The organism is Massilia agri, from assembly GCF_024753255.1.
GTDB lineage: Bacteria > Pseudomonadota > Gammaproteobacteria > Burkholderiales > Burkholderiaceae_D > Telluria > Telluria agri.
This window is the reverse complement of sequence record NZ_JANUHA010000003.1, coordinates 161,437-181,046: the sequence shown is the minus strand read 5'-3', so window position 1 is coordinate 181,046 and position 19,610 is coordinate 161,437. Positions and strand designations below refer to the sequence as shown.

Annotated in this window: 18 protein-coding genes and 1 tRNA gene; 10 read left to right on the top strand and 9 right to left on the bottom strand. The window is 65.8% G+C overall.

The genetic code is table 11. The features are described from left to right. Positions 1-347: 347 nt before the first annotated feature. Positions 348-554, bottom strand: coding sequence for a hypothetical protein (locus NX780_RS05875; protein WP_258826921.1), 207 nt, complete (start codon positions 552-554; stop codon positions 348-350). A 306-nt stretch (positions 555-860) separates the two neighbouring features. On the opposite strand from NX780_RS05875, the gene NX780_RS05870 reads away from it, so the two are divergent. After that, positions 861-1,007 (top strand): hypothetical protein, encoded by a 147-nt coding sequence (locus tag NX780_RS05870; protein WP_258826920.1) that lies wholly within the window; start codon positions 861-863, stop codon positions 1,005-1,007. A gap of 912 nt (positions 1,008-1,919) precedes the next feature. Here NX780_RS05870 and NX780_RS05865 read toward each other — a convergent pair. The 8 genes from NX780_RS05865 to hutC all read right to left on the bottom strand — a co-directional run bounded on the left by NX780_RS05865 (position 1,920) and on the right by hutC (position 8,352). Then, a tRNA-Leu gene (locus NX780_RS05865) sits at positions 1,920-2,004 on the bottom strand. 83 nt (positions 2,005-2,087) lie between these two features. Beyond that, positions 2,088-2,555 (bottom strand): hypothetical protein, encoded by a 468-nt coding sequence (locus tag NX780_RS05860; protein WP_258826919.1) that lies wholly within the window; start codon positions 2,553-2,555, stop codon positions 2,088-2,090. A gap of 242 nt (positions 2,556-2,797) precedes the next feature. After that, positions 2,798-4,522, bottom strand: coding sequence for an ArnT family glycosyltransferase (locus NX780_RS05855; protein WP_258826918.1), 1,725 nt, complete (start codon positions 4,520-4,522; stop codon positions 2,798-2,800). Between the two features lie 129 nt (positions 4,523-4,651). After that, the gene (locus NX780_RS05850; RefSeq protein WP_036251257.1) at positions 4,652-4,921 is read right to left on the bottom strand and encodes a type B 50S ribosomal protein L31; all 270 of its coding nucleotides are present in this window, start codon (positions 4,919-4,921) and stop codon (positions 4,652-4,654) included. Positions 4,922-5,137: 216 nt separating this feature from the next. After that, on the bottom strand, positions 5,138-6,400 hold the full coding sequence (rho, locus tag NX780_RS05845) for a transcription termination factor Rho (protein WP_231056347.1): 1,263 nt from the start codon (positions 6,398-6,400) through the stop codon (positions 5,138-5,140). Positions 6,401-6,540: 140 nt separating this feature from the next. Further along, positions 6,541-6,867 (bottom strand): thioredoxin TrxA, encoded by a 327-nt coding sequence (gene trxA / locus NX780_RS05840; protein WP_258826917.1) that lies wholly within the window; start codon positions 6,865-6,867, stop codon positions 6,541-6,543. A 231-nt stretch (positions 6,868-7,098) separates the two neighbouring features. After that, the gene (locus tag NX780_RS05835) at positions 7,099-7,503 is read right to left on the bottom strand and encodes a response regulator (RefSeq protein WP_258826916.1); all 405 of its coding nucleotides are present in this window, start codon (positions 7,501-7,503) and stop codon (positions 7,099-7,101) included. A 132-nt stretch (positions 7,504-7,635) separates the two neighbouring features. Further along, a complete protein-coding gene (gene hutC / locus NX780_RS05830) occupies positions 7,636-8,352 on the bottom strand; it encodes a histidine utilization transcriptional repressor HutC (protein WP_258826915.1) in 717 nt (238 codons plus the stop codon). A 151-nt stretch (positions 8,353-8,503) separates the two neighbouring features. On the opposite strand from hutC, the gene ada reads away from it, so the two are divergent. The 9 genes from ada to hutI all read left to right on the top strand — a co-directional run bounded on the left by ada (position 8,504) and on the right by hutI (position 19,401). Continuing rightward, complete coding sequence (gene ada / locus NX780_RS05825; RefSeq protein WP_370663582.1) at positions 8,504-9,568, top strand: bifunctional DNA-binding transcriptional regulator/O6-methylguanine-DNA methyltransferase Ada; 1,065 nt, start codon at positions 8,504-8,506, stop codon at positions 9,566-9,568. Then, positions 9,565-10,248, top strand: coding sequence for a 2OG-Fe(II) oxygenase (locus NX780_RS05820; protein WP_258826914.1), 684 nt, complete (start codon positions 9,565-9,567; stop codon positions 10,246-10,248). The genes ada and NX780_RS05820 overlap by 4 nt, the downstream gene beginning before the upstream one ends. A 99-nt stretch (positions 10,249-10,347) precedes the next feature. Beyond that, positions 10,348-12,018, top strand: coding sequence for an amidohydrolase (locus tag NX780_RS05815; protein WP_258826913.1), 1,671 nt, complete (start codon positions 10,348-10,350; stop codon positions 12,016-12,018). 125 nt (positions 12,019-12,143) lie between these two features. Beyond that, entirely contained in the window at positions 12,144-13,847 is a 1,704-nt protein-coding gene (hutU, locus tag NX780_RS05810) for a urocanate hydratase (RefSeq protein ID WP_258826912.1), read from the top strand. Between the two features lie 11 nt (positions 13,848-13,858). Continuing rightward, positions 13,859-15,406: a histidine ammonia-lyase gene (gene hutH, locus NX780_RS05805; RefSeq protein WP_258826911.1), complete on the top strand. Its 1,548-nt coding sequence runs from the start codon at positions 13,859-13,861 to the stop codon at positions 15,404-15,406. 30 nt (positions 15,407-15,436) lie between these two features. Beyond that, the gene (gene hutG / locus NX780_RS05800) at positions 15,437-16,225 is read left to right on the top strand and encodes an N-formylglutamate deformylase (protein ID WP_258826910.1); all 789 of its coding nucleotides are present in this window, start codon (positions 15,437-15,439) and stop codon (positions 16,223-16,225) included. After that, positions 16,222-17,589, top strand: coding sequence for a formimidoylglutamate deiminase (locus NX780_RS05795; protein WP_258826909.1), 1,368 nt, complete (start codon positions 16,222-16,224; stop codon positions 17,587-17,589). Before hutG ends, NX780_RS05795 begins: the two co-directional genes overlap by 4 nt. After that, on the top strand, positions 17,586-18,188 hold the full coding sequence (locus NX780_RS05790) for a HutD/Ves family protein (protein ID WP_258826908.1): 603 nt from the start codon (positions 17,586-17,588) through the stop codon (positions 18,186-18,188). Before NX780_RS05795 ends, NX780_RS05790 begins: the two co-directional genes overlap by 4 nt. Then, positions 18,181-19,401 carry an imidazolonepropionase gene (hutI, locus tag NX780_RS05785; RefSeq protein WP_258826907.1) on the top strand — a complete coding sequence of 407 codons (1,221 nt, stop codon included), beginning with the start codon at positions 18,181-18,183 and terminating at the stop codon, positions 19,399-19,401. Before NX780_RS05790 ends, hutI begins: the two co-directional genes overlap by 8 nt. Positions 19,402-19,610 lie beyond the last annotated feature (209 nt).

Genomic DNA, 19,610 nt, shown 5'->3' with positions numbered 1-19,610 from the left:
TAATTTAAATAAACCTAACTAACTATCGGAACTCAACTCAATATGTGCTAACGTCATAGACCAAAAACCCGTTAACGAGTCGCGCATTATGCACGACTTCGTGCCTGACGACATTCCCATCTCGGTCTGTCACAATCGAACGAATGCCATTTACATCTTCGTCATAAAATTGAGCGATCGACATAAATGTTTCGCCATGATGGCAATATGCCGATGTCCATGTTTCGTATCCATCTTGTGTTTGAAATACTTTGTTCTCTGCTTCGAAAACCCAGTTACCCGAATATAGAGTGTAATTAACTCCTCAAGTTTCCGTTGTCCCGTTAGTCACAGTCCATTCAGTAAAATCAGCGCCAAATGTTTTGACATCTTTCATTCCATTTCTCGAAATAATAGTTATCATCGAGTCCGGCATCCTGCATAAGTCCGCCCCACCAGTCCTCGGGTGGCTCCGAATCTTCGACTTCAGTTTCGCCGCCTGGAGGCCCGTCACCCAAATTACTTGGGGGAATTTCTAGCCCGTCAGTGGGAAAGCCAACGAGAGTGATATCCATTGACTCCTGTAATTGTGAACTGTGAAATCCGAAGTGTGCCGTAGCATGGTAGCAGCCTGAAATCTCTAGACCCTCCTGAAAAGTCACAGTTTTGTAAATACTGAGAAGCGGCATCTTACTATTGTAAGTACGATCCTTTGCTTTAGTTCTCATCGTGAAGTAGAAGCATCAAAGTTTGGCACTATATGGCGGCTGCCCAGGGTGGCTGCCCACGCTATAGTCATTCGCGTGGCGAGTGTCCCATTTTTCCTCAGAAATGGGACTGTGCCGGAGGTAGTGGTGGGCGCTCAGATCAAGGAGCGTCCGATGACTACCGTAGCAACCATGGTGGCCGAGAATACGAAGGCCGAACTGGCCGAACTGGCTGTCCTGGGCGGCAAGACCATCACCTTCCAGGGACGTTCGATTTCGATGGGAAATCGCCAGGAAATCCGCGCTGGCCGTCGAGCGTGAGAAGGCCGCGTCACTCAGGAAGCGCACACGGCCGGCTGCCGAAGATCGACCGGCGGCATGCCCATTTCGGTCGCCAGCTTCGGGGGCTACTAACGATGAAGGTTGAAACGAAGGTCCAGCTCAACGTCGTCGACCGAGCAATCGCGCTCTTTCCCCACTCGCCGGAGCCCGCTGCCTCGCTGCGCGCAGCGCCATTCCAAGGCAGCTAAGCCGTCGCGCCTGCGCAATGGCGCACGGCCAACGGCTCGCCGAATGGTCGGCTCGCAGCTGAGCGCTGTCGGAGTAGTGGGCTTGTCGAGATCCACTTCCATTCCTCTTTTGCTACTGTAAAAGTACTCGACAGTAAATTTAGGTCGCAGTTGACCGTCGAGCCGCTAACCTTGTTGATGTTCAGTCGGTGGTCGCGCCACTTCGCGAGTTCCTCAGGTGTTGCGTCGGCCAGCTTCATATCGAGGAATGGCTCCCATCGATCAACCATTACCGATCGCCGCTAGGCGAAGCTGCTCGAAGCGCTGGCCACGTTTCGTAGCTGAGACCTCCTTCTCGTAGCGATCGAAGGCGTCGCGGACCATGCGGCCGGCCTGGGTGCCCGTTGCTTCGCCGGCGCGAATTTCGGCCTCATGCTGTGGCCCAGGCGATCGCCTTGGCCTTTGTCGACATTACCCTCGAATCTCGGACGCCTTGGATCGCGACCTGAACTTGCCAGCCGCTCGCTCGTTTTTTGCTTATGAAGCCACGTTAAAACCCTTGCTGAGTATTCCGTGCGTAATTATCGCGTAACGTGCGTAATGCGTAACAAGATAATGGGGCGAATGCGGGAAAGTGTGGAGAGCCTTCCGGCCCGCCGCGCTACCTAAGTTCTTGTTTTTAATCAGGAAGCGGGAAACTGCGGTGTGTTGCGTCGGGTGTTGTTGGTGCCTCCGGCCGGAATCGAACCGGCACGCCTTTCGGCGCTTGATTTTGAGTCAAGTGCGTCTACCAATTCCGCCACAGAGGCCCGATAGCAGGCGCGCATCTTAGCATACCGTTTGTGTAACTGACCAGTACCGTGCGGTGCGGCCCCGGAACTGGTCTTCGTGCTCAGCAGGCGATGCGCTGCTGCAGCAGGCGCAGGCTGCCCACGGGGCCCTCTACCTGCAAGGCATGCGGCGAGACTTCCACCACGATGGAGCCGTCGCGCGCGCTCAGCCAGGGACGCGGGCGGAAGTAGCTGAGGCGGTCCGGGTCGGACACGGTGCGGCGGTAGCCCAGCGAGACCAGGGCTTCGTCGAGGGTGGCGAGCATGTGGCGGGCATCGAAGCGGGTGTTCATCTCGAAGCGGCCCGGGCCCATCATGGCGGCCGGCAGCAGGGCGCCGGCGAGGGCGGGCAGGACGATGAAGGCCAGCGGGGTGTCCGGGTCGATGAAGTGCAGGGCGCCGACCAGCAGCGGCAGGCCGAACAGCAGGGTCAGGGCCCAGGGCAGCAGCTGGCGCCAGGTGCCCTGCCGGGCCAGGAAAAAGGGCCGTTCGCGAATTCTGACGATTTCCGAAAAGGTAACGCTTTTCATGGGTATCTCCTCGCAGCGCTGCTCGAGCGGTTGGGATCGCTTTACACATGCGACCAGTTTTATTCTGAACACCAACCCAAGGGAGAGATTGACTCTGCTCAAATGCACTGCCTTGCAGGCATAGGTTCTCACATTCGGGTTGGCGAGCTGCGCACTGCTGGAAAACATGCAGGAATCGTGCCAGAAAAGCAAAAGCCGCTGGAGGTCAGGCCAGCGGCTTTTTATTGCGAAGGAGAAGCGGTTCAGGGGCGGCGGAACAGGCGGAAGCGTTCGTAGCGGTCGGAGGCGCGCCGGCCTTCCCACAGCACGGTGGCGCCGCGCACGCCATGGCGGCGCGCCTGGCGGTCGTCGCTGCTGTTGCGGTTGCGGATATCGTCCTGCAGCAGCACGTAGCGGCAGCCCTTGGCGTCCAGGCTGGCGAAGGGCAGGCGGCCGAAGTAGGCAAAGGAGGCGCGCTGGGCCGGGCCGACATTGCTGTCGATGCAGTCGGCATCGTGCGGCAGTGTCGCCGCGATCTGCTGGGCCACGCCGGCGTAGCTCTTGCTGTAGTTCAGGTCCGGCAGGAACAGGGTCATCAGGAGCACCCACAGCAGGATCAGGCCGCTCGAGGACAGCACCACGGCGCGCCACAGCACCGGCGGGCGGCGCGACAAGCGCCAGTGGACCAGCATGATCCAGCCGACGCTGGTCGCGGCGGCCACCACGAAGGCGATGATGCCGACTTCCGGCTTGAAGCCCGGCACCAGCTTGAGCGCGTTCTTGGCCAGCTGGGCCGGCCAGCCGGTCAGCTTGGCGATCCAGAACAGCCAGACCAGGGCGCCGAGGATGGTCAGGACCATCACCGAGAACCAGTCGATCGCATTGATGGCGCCGCGCTTCATGGTCGGCAGGCCGAACGCCGCCATCAGCGCCAAGGGCGCCAGCATCTTGAGGAAGTCGCCGTTCTCCAGCGCCGGGTCGCACAGCAGCAGCAGGGTCAGGGCGAGGAAGAAGAACACCGGCATGACGATGTGCAGCAGGTGCTGCTGGCGGCGCCAGGCCCAGGTCGCCCACACGGCGAAGGGCCAGGCCGGCCAGAAGAACCAGACGCCGATGCGGAAGAATCCCTTGAGTGATTCCAGGGTCGGCAGGCCGACCTGGCCGGCGTTCCAGTCCAGCCAGTCGCCGACCGGCGACAGGCTGTAGGGCTGGACCAGGGCGGCCGGCACGATCCAGACCAGGGTGATAAGAAATCCGACACCGGCGGCGATGCCCATGTGGCGCAGGGTCTCGCCGGTGGCCAGCTTCAGGTAGCGGGTGCAGGCGTACAGGGCCAGCAGCAGGACGAAGGGCGGCATGACGCCGCGGGTGAGGGTAAGCAGCCCCAGCGAGAGGCCGACCAGCACCGCGTTGCGGTTCGAGGCGTGCTCGACGTAGCGCACCGCGCGGTAGAGGAAGTAGGCGAGCAGGGCGCCCTGCAGGGTCGCGGCCAGGGTCAGGTGGCTCTGCACCAGCAGGCCCAGGCAGCCGAGGTAGATCAGGACGGCGGTGTCGCCCAGGGTGCGGCCGTAGTCGTCGGGTTCGGGCTGGCCGCCGAAGGCCAGGCGCAGCGGCTGCGCTTCGGCGCGGCGGCCCAGGTGGAAGGCCGTGTACCAGAGCGACATCGCGCCGGTCACGAAAATGCCGATGGTCGAGACGCGGGCGGCCAGCACGTCGCCCAGGATCCAGCCGAACAGCTTGATGCACATCGCCCCCAGCCAGAAGGCCAGCGGGCCTTCCTCGCTGGCGGCCAGGCCGGCGATGTTCGGGTAGAGCCAGTCGCTGAACGAGCCATGCGCCATTGTCCACATGATGCCGAATGGGCCGGCATCTTCCTTCCACGGGTCGCGGCCGATCAGGCCCGGCAGGATGTACAGCATGCCCAGCGCGAGCAGGGCCCAGCGGGGCAGCGCCAGTGTGGCGGCGGCGGGAAGGCGGACGGGTTTCATCAGGTCAGCGTGGAAAGCGGAAAGAACAGTCGCGTAGTATAGCCGCGAAAAAAAAAGAAGCCGGTGAACCGGCTTCTTTCTGGCAACCCAGGGCGCTGCGGCCCGGGGCTTGCGTGGCGCCTTGGCGAATTAGCCGTTGGCGACCGAGGTCTTCGAACCGACCGAGCCGAACTTCTGGCGGAACTTCTCGACGCGGCCAGCGGTGTCGACGATCTTGTGCTTGCCGGTGTAGAACGGGTGCGATTCAGCCGAGACTTCGATCTTCACCAGCGGGTACTCTTTACCTTCGTAGGTAGCGGTTTCGCGGGTGTTGATGGTCGAACGGGTGATGAATTTGAAATCGCACGACACGTCGTGGAACAGGACTTCGCGGTAATCCGGATGGGTATCGGTCTTCATGATTTGGTGCTTTCGATTGAGTAGGTAGCCAAACGGCACTTCGTCGGTCGACTTGCTTCTTGACCCGATTGCCGATCACTTGCCCAGGGTTGGACTGAACCGGCGATTATAGAGGGGTTTGGCCTTCGAGGCAATCCCGGCCGGGCCGCCTGTGCCCGTGCAGGCACAAAAAAGGCGGCCCGCAGGCCGCCTCGTCGCGCGAGTCGCAGTCGGCTATCAGCCGCCGCGGCGCATCATGTCAAAGAATTCGACATTGTTCTTGGTCGCGCGCATCTTGTCGAGGATGAACTCCATCGCCTCGATCTCGTCCATCGAGTACAGCAGCTTGCGCAGGATCCAGATCTTCTGCAGCTGGTCCGGCTTGATCAGCAGTTCTTCACGGCGGGTACCCGATTTGTTCAGGTTGATCGCCGGGTAGACGCGCTTCTCGGCCAGGCGGCGCTCGAGGTGGACTTCCATGTTACCGGTGCCCTTGAATTCCTCGTAGATCACGTCGTCCATGCGCGAGCCGGTTTCGATCAGGGCGGTCGCGACGATGGTCAGCGAGCCGCCTTCCTCGACGTTACGCGCGGCGCCGAAGAAGCGCTTCGGACGCTGCAGGGCGTTGGCGTCGACACCGCCGGTCAGGACCTTGCCCGAGGCCGGGATCACGGTGTTGTAGGCGCGCGCCAGGCGGGTGATCGAGTCCAGCAGGATCACGACGTCCTTCTTCATCTCGACCAGGCGCTTGGCTTTTTCCAGCACCATCTCGGCGACCTGCACGTGGCGGGTGGCCGGCTCGTCGAAGGTCGAGGCGACCACTTCGCCGCGCACCGAACGCTGCATTTCGGTCACTTCTTCCGGACGCTCGTCGATCAGCAGGACGATCAGGGTCACGTCCGGGTGGTTGGCGGTGATCGCGTGGGCGATGTGCTGCAGCATGACCGACTTGCCCGACTTCGGCGAAGCGACCAGCAGGCCGCGCTGGCCCTTGCCGATCGGCGAGATCAGGTCGACGATGCGGCCGGTGATGTTCTCGGCGCCGTTCATGTCGCGCTCGAGGCGCAGCGGCACCTGCGGGTGCAGCGGCGTCAGGTTTTCGAACAGGATGCGGTGCTTCGAGGCTTCGGGCGATTCGCCGTTGACCTTGTCCACCTTCACCAGCGCGAAGTAGCGCTCGCCGTCCTTCGGCGTGCGCACTTCGCCTTCGATCGAGTCACCCGTATGCAAGTTGAACCGGCGGATCTGCGACGGCGAGATGTAGATGTCGTCGGTCGAGGCCATGTAGCTGGCGTCCGGCGAACGCAGGAAGCCGAAGCCGTCCGGCAGCACCTCGAGGGCGCCGTCGCCGAAGATCTGTTCGCCCTGCTTCGCGCGCTTCTTCAGGATCGCGAACATCAGTTCCTGTTTGCGCAGGCGGGCTGCGTTGTCGATGTCGAGGCCGATGGCCATCTCCAGCAGCGCGGAGACGTGCATTGCCTTCAGTTCAGATAAATGCATGTTTGTGTGGGTGTCCCGTGACGGGAAAGTAAAGGTAGGGGAGGGAACTACGGGGTTTGTAAGCTGGGAAGCACCGGAGCCGGTGAGCTTCCCGACATGACGGCAACGCGGGCGCGCTGCCGCCGCTCATGGTATCAGTATCAGATGTTGCTGTCGATAAACTGAGTCAGCTGGCCCTTGGCCATGGCGCCAACCTTCTGCGCCGCTGCGACACCGTTCTTGAACAGGATCAGGGTCGGGATGCCGCGGATACCGAACTTGGCCGGCACGGCCTGGTTCGCGTCCACGTCGACCTTGGCGATGGTCAGCTTGCCTTCGTATTCCTTGGCGACTTCTTCCAGGATCGGTGCAATCATCTTGCACGGACCGCACCACTCGGCCCAGAAGTCGACCAGCACCGGGCGCTCGGACTTGAGCACTTCGGCATCGAAGGTTGCATCGCTGATGTGTTTAATGTTTTCGCTCATAGGTTCCTCAGATGAGGTAAGGATCAAATAACGCCTGGCGGCCTGGGCCGATCCTGCGAGGCCCCGGGCACGGCTTCCGTGCTCTGCTCATCTAATAAATGAGCTGCTACACAATGGTGGAGGCACTGTGTGCAAAAAACAATATGGAAGGACGGCAAGGGGGTGTCAGGCGGGGATGTGCCGAATAATACCCCATTTTTTCAAAAAGTGTGGGGCGGTTTGTACAAAATCTCAACATTGCACCGCGCGGCGCAGCTGCTCGATCGCGAGCGGCTTGCGGAAGGCCCCTGCCACCTGCAATCCGAGGGCGCGCGCCAGCTCGGTGGCGGCATTGCGCACCCCGTCTTCCATGGCCGAGACGAGGATGACGCGGCCATTGAAGCCCTGGCCGGCGGCGGCCTGCAGGAATTCGATGCCATCCATCTCGGGCATGGCCAGGTCGCAGATCAGGAGCTCGGGGGCATGGCGCGGCAGGGCGGCCAGGGCGCGCCGCGCGTCGATCTCGGCGTGCACGTCGAAGGGGCCAGAGCCATCGAGCATGTCCAGCATGTCGCGCAGCACGTCCAGCATGAAGCGGTCGTCGTCGAGCAGCAGGACGCGCCTGGCGTGCGGTGCTGGTGAGGACGGTGGCTGCATGGGAGACCCTGGGTAATTGAACCGGGGGCCATTATGGCGAAGTTTTCGAGTTGCGTGGAAATAATGAACACGGGTGTTGCATGCGCCCCGCATGAAGTGCGTGCGGCTTGCGCTGCTTCCTGTTACGAGGCCTTATACGCTGCCGGTGAAGCGCGCCAGATGACCCGGATGCCACATCGTCGCCACCGAGGCCACCCGTCCGCCGGAGGTGGTGCGGCGGTGCAGTACCAGGCAGGGCAGGCCGGCCTTGACGCCCAGCATGGCCGCGACCTCGCCGGGCGCCGGCTGGGCTTCGATGCCGTAGGTGGCGCCTTGCAGCGGCGCGGCCGCCATCAGGTGCTCGTTCGGGGTGATGGTGGCGAAGTCCTGCTCCAGGTAGTGGGGGGCGCATGCCGGGTTGACCCAGCGGTCCTCGACCTGGATCGGCACGTCGTTCTCGAAGTGCACGATGATCGAATGGAAGAGCGCAGCGCCGCTTGCGAGCTCGAACTCGGCGGCGAGTTCCTCGGTGGACGGCTCCTCGCGCAGCAGGCGCAGCTGGCTGCGGTGGGCGCGGCCGCGCGCCCGGATCTCGTCGGCGATGTTGCGGATCTCGACCAGGGTCGCCTGGTATTTCTGCGGCGCCACATAGGTGCCGGAACCCTGGCGCCGCACCAGCGCGCCCTCGGCGGTGAGCTCGCGCACGGCGCGGTTGACGGTCATGCGCGAGACCCCGAACTGGCGCACCAGCGCCTGCTCGGAGGGCACCAGGTCGCCTTCCTTCCAGCGGCCGGACGCGATCTCGCCGACCAGGTAATCCTTGATACGCTGGAAAATGGGGGTGCTGTCTTGCGCGATCTGTTCTTCCAAACTACTCTCCGGGGACACATGCGATAGGCGGATTGCGGCACGCAGCCGCGCCCCGGATTCTAGCACTGCAATTCGAAAGCAAGAGCCGGAGTGACCCGGCGTCGGCGCGGGCATATCGTGCAGGCATCGCGACATTCTCCGGACACCCAACATGAACGCCATGAGCAACATCTACGACAGTGAGGAAGCACGCTGGGCCGCGGTCCAGCGCCGCGACCGCGACGCCGACGGCCAGTTCTACTATTCGGTGCGCAGCACCGGTGTCTACTGCCGGCCTTCCTGCCCCTCGCGCGGCGCCCTGCGCGCCAACGTCGCCTTCCACGCCAGCCCCCAGGATGCGGAAGCGGCCGGCTTTCGCGCCTGCCGGCGCTGCGAACCGAATCTGCCGCCGCTGGCAGAGCGCCAGGCCGCCGCCGTGGCCCGGGCCTGCCGCCTCATCGACGAGGCCGAGGAAACCCCGAGCCTGGACACCCTGGCCGAGGCGGTGGGCCTGAGCCGCTTCCACTTCCACCGCCTGTTCAAGCTGCACACCGGAATCACCCCCAAGGCCTATGCGGCCGCGCGCCGCACCGCGCGCCTGCAGCAGGGTCTGGCGGGTGCGCCCAGCGTCACCGATGCCCTCTACGAAGCGGGCTTCGGCTCGAGCGGGCGCTTTTATGAAGCCAGTGCCGGGGCCCTCGGCATGCTGCCCGCCCGCTACCGCGCGGGCGGGCAGGGCGAGACCATCCGCTTCGCCGTCGCCGGCTGCTCGCTCGGCGCGATCCTGGTGGCGTCCACCAGCCAGGGCATCTGCGCCATCCTGATCGGCGACGAGCCCGAGCCGCTGGTGCATGACCTGCAGGAGCGCTTCCCGCAGGCGGAGCTGATCGGTGCGGAGCCCGAGTACGAACGGGTGGTGGCGCAGGTGGTCGCTTTTGTGGAGGCGCCGCAGATCGGCCTGGACCTGCCGCTCGACGTGCGCGGCACCGCCTTCCAGCGCCGCGTGTGGGAAGCGCTGCGCGCGGTGCCGGCTGGTGTCACGGTCAGCTACAGCGAACTGGCCGAGCGCCTGGGCATGCCGACCGGTGCCCGGGCGGTGGCCAGCGCCTGCGCGGCGAATCCGGTGGCGGTGGCGATTCCCTGCCACCGCGTGGTGCGGACCGATGGCGGCCTGTCCGGCTATCGCTGGGGCATCGAGCGCAAGCGCACCCTGCTCGAACGCGAGGCCGGGCAGTGACCGACTGGAGCGAGGTGGCGCAAGCGCTGGACGCCTTCGGTTGCGCCGTGATCCCCGGCCTGCTCTCCGTGAAGGACTGCGCGGCGGCGGCTGCGCTGTATGAGCGCCCGTCCCTGTTTCGCAGCCGCGTCGTCATGGAGCGTCACGGCTTCGGGCGCGGCGAGTACCAGTACTTCGCCTACCCGCTGCCCGCCCCGCTGGCGGCATTGCGCACGGAGCTGTATCCGCCGCTGGCGGCGATCGCCAACCGCTGGCAGGCGGCGCTGGGGCTCGATACGCGCTTTCCAAGCGAGCATGCGGACTACCTGGCGCGCTGCCACGCGGCCGGGCAGCTGCGGCCGACGCCGCTGCTGCTGCGCTACCGCGCCGGCGACTACAACTGCCTGCACCAGGACCTCTACGGCGAACTGGTATTCCCCTTGCAGGTGGCGGTGCTGTTATCCCGGCCCGGCGAGGACTTCGAGGGCGGCGAATTCGTATTGACGGAGCAGCGCCCGCGCATGCAGTCGCGCGCCGAGGTGGTGCCCTTGACGCAGGGCGACGCGGTGGTCTTCCCGGTGAACCAGCGGCCGGTGCAGGGCACGCGCGGCGTCTACCGCGTCGCAATGCGTCATGGCGTCAGCCGCCTGCGCAGCGGAACCCGGCATACATTGGGGATCATCTTCCACGACGCGACCTAGCCGGCCGGGGCGCCCTATGCCCGCTCCTTGAATTTCTATACACTCCGTTTTGCTGCGCCCACGAGGCGCGGGCCCCTACAAAAACGGAGAATAGAAAGCATGCGCGCGCGCCACATCCCCCTCTCGTCCCTGATCGTCCTTGCCGGCCTCGGTGTCCTGTCCTCGGCGCATGCCGACACCGTCATTACGAACGCCAACGGCTACACCCTGAACGCCAAGGGAGAGCTGCTGCAGTTCAGCGCACTCGCGTTCGACGAAAAAGGACGCATCACGGCCGTGGGCAGCAATGCCGAGGTGACGGCCAGGGCGAAGGGCGCACGCCAGGTCGACATGCAGGGCCGCACCGTGCTGCCGGGCCTGATCGACGCGCACGGCCACGTGTTCGGCCTGGGGCAGCAGCTCACCCAGCTCGACCTGTCCGGCTCCACCTCGCTGGCCGGCGCCATCAAGTCCATCTCCGACTATGCCAAGGCCAACGCGAACCACGCCTGGATCCGCGGCCGCGGCTGGAACCAGGAGAACTGGAAGCTGGGCCGCTTCCCGACCGCCCAGGAACTCGACGCGGTGGTAGCAGACAAGCCGGTCTGGCTGGAGCGCGTCGACGGCCACGCCGGCTGGGCCAACAGCCGCACCCTGGCGCTGGCCGGCATCACCAGATCGACCCCGGACCCGGCCGGCGGCAAGATTCACCGTGACGCTAACGGCGAGGCGACAGGTGTGCTGATCGATTCGGCCCAGGAGCTGGTGACCAAGGTCATGCCCGCCCAGACCGAGGCGGAAGGGCGCGTGATGCTCGACAAATCGCTGCAGGAACTGGCGCGCGTGGGCCTGACCACCGTGCACGACGCCGGAATCGGCGTGGCGGAAGACCGCCTCTACCGCGACTACGCGGACCAGAAGAAACTCACCGCGCGCGTCTACGCCATGATCGGCGGCACCGGCGCGGACTTCGACCAGCTGGCCAGGAAGGGCCCGCTGAAGGACTACGCCGACGGCATGTACGCGCTGCGCGCCGTGAAACTGTATTCCGACGGCGCCCTGGGCAGCCGCGGCGCGGCCCTCATCAAGCCATACAGCGACGAGCCGCATTCGCATGGCCTGCTGTTCTTCAAGGCCGCGCAGATGGACGCGATGATGACCAAGGCCATGCGCAAGGGCTACCAGGTGAATGTGCATGCGATCGGCGATGCCGGCAACAAGCAGATCCTCGACATCTACCAGAAGGAACTCGGCGTCACCAAGAGCGCAGCCCAGCGCCACCGCATCGAACATGCCCAGGTGGTGACGGCCCAGGACATCCCGCGTTTCCAACAGTTGGGCATCATTCCTTCGATGCAGCCGACCCACGCGACCTCGGACAAGAACATGGCCGAGACCCGCGTCGGTCCGGAGCGCATCAAGGGCGCCTACGCCTGGCGCAGCTTCCTGCACCAGGGTTCGCGCATCGCCTGCGGTTCGGACTTCCCGGTCGAGTCGCCGAACCCCTTCTACGGCATCCACGCCGCCGTCACCCGCATGGACCACGCCGGCCAGCCGGTGGCGGGCTGGTACCCGAACCAGGCGATGTCGCTCAAGGAAGCCTTCCGCTGCTTCACCCTGGACGCGGCCTACGCCGGCCACCAGGAAAACAGCCTCGGTTCGCTGGAAGTGGGCAAGCACGCCGACTTCATCGTGATCGACCGCGACCTGTTCCGCATGTCGACGTATGACATCTTCAAGACCGGCGTGCTGGAAACCTGGGTGGGTGGCAAGCAGGTGTTCAAGAAGTAAGCGCCCGGGTGGGCGGCGGGTCCGTCGCCCACCCCCGTGAAAGGCATCAAGCGTAACGATGAAAGTGGTTGACTTGGTTGTATAGACAACCTAGACTCATTGCAGATTCCAACCCAGGAGCCGCCATGAACTCACCGATGCCCCACGACCCCCGCTTCGACCCCACGCGCGTCATCCGCGCCCCACGCGGCAGCGAACTCTCCTGCAAGAGCTGGCTGACCGAAGCCGCCTACCGCATGATCCAGAACAACCTCGACGCCGAGGTGGCCGAGAACCCGCAGGCGCTGGTCGTCTACGGCGGCATCGGCCGCGCCGCCCGCAACTGGGAGTGCTACGACCAGATCCTCGCCTCGCTGCGCGAACTGGAAGACGACCAGACCCTGCTCATCCAGTCCGGCAAACCGGTCGGCGTGTTCCGCACCCATGCGGACGCCCCGCGCGTGCTGCTGGCGAATTCCAACCTGGTGCCCAAGTGGGCCAACTGGGAACACTTCAATGAGCTGGACCGCAAGGGCCTGTTCATGTACGGCCAGATGACCGCCGGCAGCTGGATCTACATCGGCACCCAGGGCATCGTGCAGGGCACCTACGAGACCTTCGCCGAGGCCGGCCGCCAGCACTTCGGCGGCGACATGGCGGGCCGCTGGATCCTCACCGCGGGCCTGGGCGGCATGGGCGGCGCCCAGCCGCTGGCCGCGACGTTTGCGGGCGCCGTGTCGCTCAACATCGAGTGCCAGCAGAGCAGCATCGACTTCCGCCTGCGCACCCGCTACCTCGACAAGCAGGCGCGCGACATCGACGAAGCGCTGGCGATGGTGAAGGAATACACGGACAAGCGCGAAGCCGTCTCCATCGGCCTGCTCGGCAATGCCGCCGACGTGCTGCCGGAGCTGGTGCGCCGCGCGAAAGCGGGCGGCCTGGTGCCGGACCTCGTCACCGACCAGACCTCGGCCCACGACCTGATCAACGGCTACCTGCCGTCCGGCTGGTCGGTGGAAGAGTGGAAGGCAGCCCAGCAGGACCCGTCGCAGCATGCGCGCCTGAAGGCGGCCGCCGCCGCGTCCTGCGCCGTGCACGTACGCGCCATCCTCGACTTCAAGGCCATGGGTTCCCATGCCGTCGACTACGGCAACAACATCCGCCAGGTGGCCAAGGACGAGGGCGTCGAGAACGCCTTCGACTTCCCCGGCTTCGTGCCCGCCTACATCCGTCCCCAGTTCTGCGAAGGCCGCGGGCCATTCCGCTGGGTGGCGCTGTCCGGCGACCCGGAAGACATTTATAAGACCGACGCCAAGATCAAGGAGCTGTTCCCGCAGCACGCGCGGGTGCACCGCTGGCTCGACATGGCGCGCGAACGCATCGCCTTCCAGGGCCTGCCGGCGCGCATCTGCTGGCTCGGCCTGGGCGAACGCCACCTGGCCGGCCTGGCCTTCAACGAGATGGTGCGCACGGGCGAACTGAAAGCGCCGATCGTGATCGGCCGCGACCACCTCGACACCGGTTCCGTGGCGAGCCCGAACCGCGAGACCGAAGCCATGCGCGACGGCACCGATGCGGTGTCGGACTGGCCCCTGCTCAACGCCCTGCTCAACACCGCGGGCGGCGCCACCTGGGTCTCGCTGCACCATGGCGGCGGCGTGGGCATGGGATACTCGCAACACTCGGGTGTGGTCATCGTGGCCGACGGCACCGAGGCGGCCGCGCAGCGCCTGGCGCGCGTGCTGGTGAACGACAGCGGCTCGGGCGTGATGCGTCACGCCGATGCGGGCTACGACAGCGCAATCGAGACGGCCAGGAAGAATGGCCTGATTCTCCCGATGATCAAGTAAAGAGCAAGAGCATGAACGATTCGCACCACCATCTGACTTTGCAACCGGGTGAACTTCGCCTGGCCGACCTGCGCGCCGTCTGGGCCGCCCACGTGCCTGTGAAACTCGCACCCGAAGCCTGGGCCGCGGTCGAGGCTTCCTGCGCCCTGGTCCAGAAGATCACCGCCAAGGGCGACCCGGCCTATGGCATCAACACCGGCTTCGGCATCCTGGCCAAGGCCCACATCCCGAACGACCAGCTGGAAGCGCTGCAGCGCAACCTGATCCTGTCGCATGCGGTGGGCACCGGTGAACTCATCGCCGACAACATCGTCCGCCTGATCGTGCTGACCAAGATCGGCAGCCTGGCGCGCGGCTACTCGGGCGTGCGCCCGCTGATCATCGAGACCCTGATTGCCCTGTACAACGCGGGCATCATGCCGGCGATTCCGAGTCAAGGCTCGGTCGGCGCCTCGGGCGACCTGGCGCCGCTGGCCCACATGACCCTGGCCATGCTGGGCGTCGGCCCGGTGCGTTATCGTGGCGAACTGATGGAAGCCTCCGCAGCCCTGAAGGCCGCCGGCATCGAGCCCGTCACCCTGGCCGCGAAAGAGGGCCTGGCCCTGATCAACGGCACCCAGGTCTCGACCGCGCTGGCCCTGCACGGCCTGTTCATGGCCGAGCGCCTGCTGGAGGCGGGCATGGTGGCCGGTTCCCTGTCGGTCGACGCGGCGCGCGGCAGCGATGCGCCTTTCGACCCCCGCATCCACGCGGTACGCGGCCAGCCCGGCCAGATCGCGGCGGCCCACATCTACCGCGAACTGGTCAAGGGCAGCGCCATCCGCGCCTCCCACCTGGTGGGCGACGAGCGCGTGCAGGACCCCTACAGCCTGCGCTGCCAGCCCCAGGTGATGGGCGCCGCCATGGACCTGATCGCCAATGCCGGCCGGACCCTGCTGATCGAGGCCAACGCGGTGACCGACAACCCGCTGCTGTTCCCGGAGGATGGGGCGATCATCTCGGGCGGTAACTTCCACGCCGAGCCGGTGGCCTTCGCCGCCGACACCCTGGCCCTGGCCATCGCCGAGATCGGCGCCCTGTCCGAACGCCGCATCGCCCTGCTGATCGACGCCAACCTGTCCGGCCTGCCGGCCTTCCTGGTGAAGGAGCCGGGCCTGAACTCGGGCTTCATGATCGCCCACGTCACGGCCGCCGCGCTGGCCTCGGAAAACAAGTCCCTGGCCCATCCGGCCAGCGTCGACAGCCTGCCAACCTCGGCCAACCAGGAAGACCACGTCAGCATGGCCACCTTCGCGGCGCGCCGTCTGGACCAGATGGCGCACAATACGGCGGTTATCGTCGGCATCGAGTTGCTGGCGGCGGCCCAGGGCATCGAGTTCCACCGGCCATTGACGAGTTCCGACCACCTGGAGCACGTGCACGCCCAGCTGCGTTCGCGCGTGGCGCCCTACGATGCGGACCGCTTCTTCGCTCCGGACATCGAGGCTGCGCGCAAGATGGTGGTCGAGGGCGAACTGTCGGCCTCGTGCAAGGAACTGTTCACCGTGCTGCACCCGTAATCAATCTTCGTTAATCTATTTGGAGAGGACATGGATTTCCGGTTCAAGGCAGGCAGGCTCCCCATGCTCGTGTCGATGCCCCATGCGGGCACCGACATCCCGGACGAGGTGTTGGCGACCATGACGCCCTGCGCGGCGTCGACCGCCGACACCGACTGGCACCTGCCGGAACTGTACGGCTTCCTGGAAGAGATGGGCGTGTCGACCATCTCGGCGCGCTGGTCGCGCTATCTCATCGACCTGAACCGTCCGCCCGAGAACACCAATCTGTATCCGGGCATGGACACCACGGGACTGTGTCCGGTCGACACCTTCGGCCGCGAGAGCCTCTACCTGGAAGGCCGCACGCCCGATGAGCTTGAAGTGCGGCGGCGCCTGGAACGTTACTGGATGCCTTACCACGAACAGCTGCGCGAGGAACTCGACCGCTTGAAACGTGAGTTCGGTCGCGTGGTGCTGTGGGATGCGCACTCGATCGCCTCCATCGTGCCGCGCTTCTTCGAGGGCCGCCTGCCGGACCTGAACTTCGGCACCGCGGATGGCGCGTCCTGCGATCCCGGATTGCAGGAGGCCGTGGTCGGTGTCGCACGCGCCCAGGACCGCTTCAGCATCGCCGTGAACGGCCGCTTCAAGGGCGGCCACATCACGCGCAAGTATGGCCAGCCGGCGCAGGGCGTGCACGCGATCCAGCTCGAGATGTGCCAGTGCCTGTACATGAACGAAGCGCCGCCTTTCGAGTACCGTCCCGAGGTCGCAGGCGAGGTCCAGCCCCTGCTGAAGGACATGGTCAAGGCCGCGGCCGACTGGGTGCGCGCATGAGAGCCCTGTTCGCGCGCCATGCATTGCTGCCGGACGGCTGGCGGCGCGACGTGCTGCTCGAATGGGATGCGCACGGCGACCTGACGCGGGTCGAGGCCCAGGCCACGGCTCCACTGGGCGTGCCGCGCGCCGACCACGTCCTGCCGGGCATGGTCAACCTGCATTCGCACGCCTTCCAGCGCGCACTGGGCGGCCTGACCGAGGTGGCGGGCGAGGGCCCGGACAGCTTCTGGACCTGGCGCGACCTGATGTACCGCTTCGCCGCCCGCATCACGCCTGGGCAGATCGAGGCGATCGCCGCCCAGCTGTTCGCGGAGTGCCTGCGTCACGGCTACACCTCGGTGTGCGAATTCCACTACCTGCAGCGCGCGCCGGGCGGCGAAGCCTATGCGCGCCCTGCGGAGACGGCCGAGCGCGTCGCTGCTGCCTCCCACGCCACCGGCATGGGCCTGACCCTGCTGCCGGTGCTGTACAGCCACGCCGGTTTCGGCGAACAGCCCCTCAAACCCGAGCAACGGCGCTTCCGCACCGGTGTCGACGACATCCTCGGCATCGTGGACGCGCTGTCGCCCTTGCGCGGCGGCCAGCTCGAGGTCGGCGCGGCGCCGCACTCGCTGCGCGCGGCCACCATCGCGCAGATCCGGGAACTGTCCGCGGCCTTGCCGCAAGGGCGCCCGCTGCACATCCATATCGCCGAGCAGCAGGGGGAGGTGGAGCAGAGCCTCGCGTTTTGTGGCAAGCGGTCGGTCGAATACCTGATGGACCAGGTCGCGGTCGACGAGCGCTGGTGCCTGGTGCACGCCACCCACCTGAACGACCAGGAAGTGCAGGCGATCGCCCGCAGCGGCGCCGTGGCCGGCCTGTGCCCGACCACCGAGGCCAACCTCGGCGACGGCCTGTTCCCGCTGCGGCCCTTCATCGATGCGGGCGGACGCTTCGGCATCGGCAGCGACAGCCACGTGTCGCAAAGCCCGGTCGAGGAGCTGCGCTGGCTGGAATACGGCCAGCGCCTGCAGCATCAGCGCCGCAACGTCGCCTTCACGTCCCAACAGCGCGACGTCGGCCAGTACTTGTGGCAAGCTGCCTTGCGTGGCGGCGCCCAGGCGGCCGGCCGCAAGGTCGGCGCGCTCGCCGTCGGCCTGCGTGCGGACCTGCTGGTGCTGGACGACAGCCACCCGAACCTGGACGGCGTACGGGACGAGGAAGTGCTGGGCCGCTTCCTGTTCTGCGGTAACGACAACCTGGTGCGCGACGTTCTGTGCGGCGGACGCTGGGTGGTGCAGGGCGGCCGCCACGTGGCGCAGGACGCGATCGCGCGGCGCTACCGGGATGCAGTCAATGAACTACGGGAGGTAAGCCAATGACCACTCTGATCCCCTTCGCGGCGCTCGCTCCGGTGCCGTGGAAGAACGGCGGCGGCAGCACGACCGAAATCGCCATCGGCCCGCCGGATTCCGGCTTCGAGGACTTCGACTGGCGCGTCAGCCTGGCCACCATCGAAAAGGATGGCGCTTTTTCCCTGTTCCCCGGCGTGGACCGTACCCTGGCATTGGTCGAGGGGCACGGCATGACATTGGAAATCGACGGCGAGCCGACCCTGGTCACCGATGCCGATCCGGTGGTCGCTTTCGACGGCAGCTCGAAGGTCGAGGCCAAGCTCAATCGCGGCGGCAGCACCGACTTCAACGCCATGACGCGCAGCGAGCGCTGCTACCACACCTTCGGACGCCGGCGCCTGTCGGGCGACTCGACCTTCGTGGCGCGCGCCGACGTGACGGTGCTGTTCCTGGCCGAGGGCGACGCGCTGGAACTGCGCAACGAAGGCGAGCGCATCGGCCTGGTGCGCTACGACGCGGTGGTGCTCGAAGGCGGCTCCGTCTGGAAGCTGGAGGGGCAGGGCATGGTCTACATCGTCGACGTCTGGTACCACGGCGACGAAGAGGACGAGACATATTATGAGTGAGGTGGCGGACCTGCTGTTCACCAACGTCCGTCTCGCGACGATGGTCGGCGGCTACGGCGAGATCGAGGACGCCGCGCTCGCCGTCCGGGATGGACGCATCGCCTGGATCGGTCCGCGCGCGGCAAAGCCGCAGGCATCGAGCGAATACGACTGCGGCGGCGCCTGGATGACGCCCGGCCTGGTCGACTGCCACACCCACATCGTCCACGCCGGCAACCGCAGCAACGAGTGGGAAGCGCGCCTGAACGGCGCCACCTATGAAGACATCGCACGCCAGGGCGGGGGCATCATGTCGACGGTGCGCGCCACACGCGAGGCCGATGTCGACACCCTGCTGGCGCAAAGCCTGCCGCGCGTGGCCCGGCTGCTGTCCGAAGGCGTCACCACGCTCGAGATCAAGTCCGGCTACGGCCTCGAAGCGGGCGCCGAGGAGCGCATGCTGCGCGCCGCGCGCCAGGTCGCCGGGCGCCTGCCGGTGCGGGTCGCCACCACCTTCCTCGGCGCCCACGCGCTGCCGCCGGAATTCGCGGGCCGCCCCGACGACTATGTGGACGCGCTGTGCAGCGAAATGCTGCCGCAGCTTGCCCGCCATGGCCTGGTCGACGCGGTGGACGCCTTCTGCGAACGCATCGGTTTCACCCATGCGCAGGCCGAGCGCGTGTTCGAGGCGGCGCGCAGGCTCGGCCTGCCCGTCAAGCTGCATGCCGAGCAGTTATCAAGCCAGGGCGGCGCGGCGCTCGTGGCGCGCTATGGCGGCCTGTCGGCCGACCACCTCGAATACCTGGACCAGGCCGGCATCGATGCCATGGCGGCCGCCGGCACCGTGGCCGTGCTGCTGCCGGGCGCCTACTATTTCCTGCGCGAGTCCACGCCGCCACCGGTCGCCGCACTGCGCGAAGCCGGCGTGCCGATGGCCGTCGCCACCGACTGCAACCCGGGGACGTCGCCGATGACGTCCCTGCTGCTGGCGATGAACATGGCCTGCACCCTGTGGCGCCTGACGCCGCAGGAAGCCCTGCTCGGCGCCACCATCCATGGGGCGCGCGCACTCGGCCTGCACGGGCAGATCGGCACCCTGGAAGTAGGGAAGGTGGCCGACATGGCGCTGTGGGACATTGCCCGACCGGCCGACCTGGCATATGCGATGGGGTCGAACCCCTGTCGCGCCGTGGTGAACGGCGGCATCTTACGCGGCGCCCATATCGCCGCCTGAGCCGAAGCGCTGCGGAAAAGCTGCGCTCCCGCATGCCGGGGACTGTCAATAGAAGTGTTTTTGACAGGCATCAAATCGCCTGTTTACAACTGGGGAATGATGGACTGAACGGATCGCGTCACACGCTAGAAAGAAGCAGTTGGTGTCGTAACAACGGTAACGAGTTGTAAAGCTTCATTGCCGCTTAAGAATCGACGCCTATAGTGAAC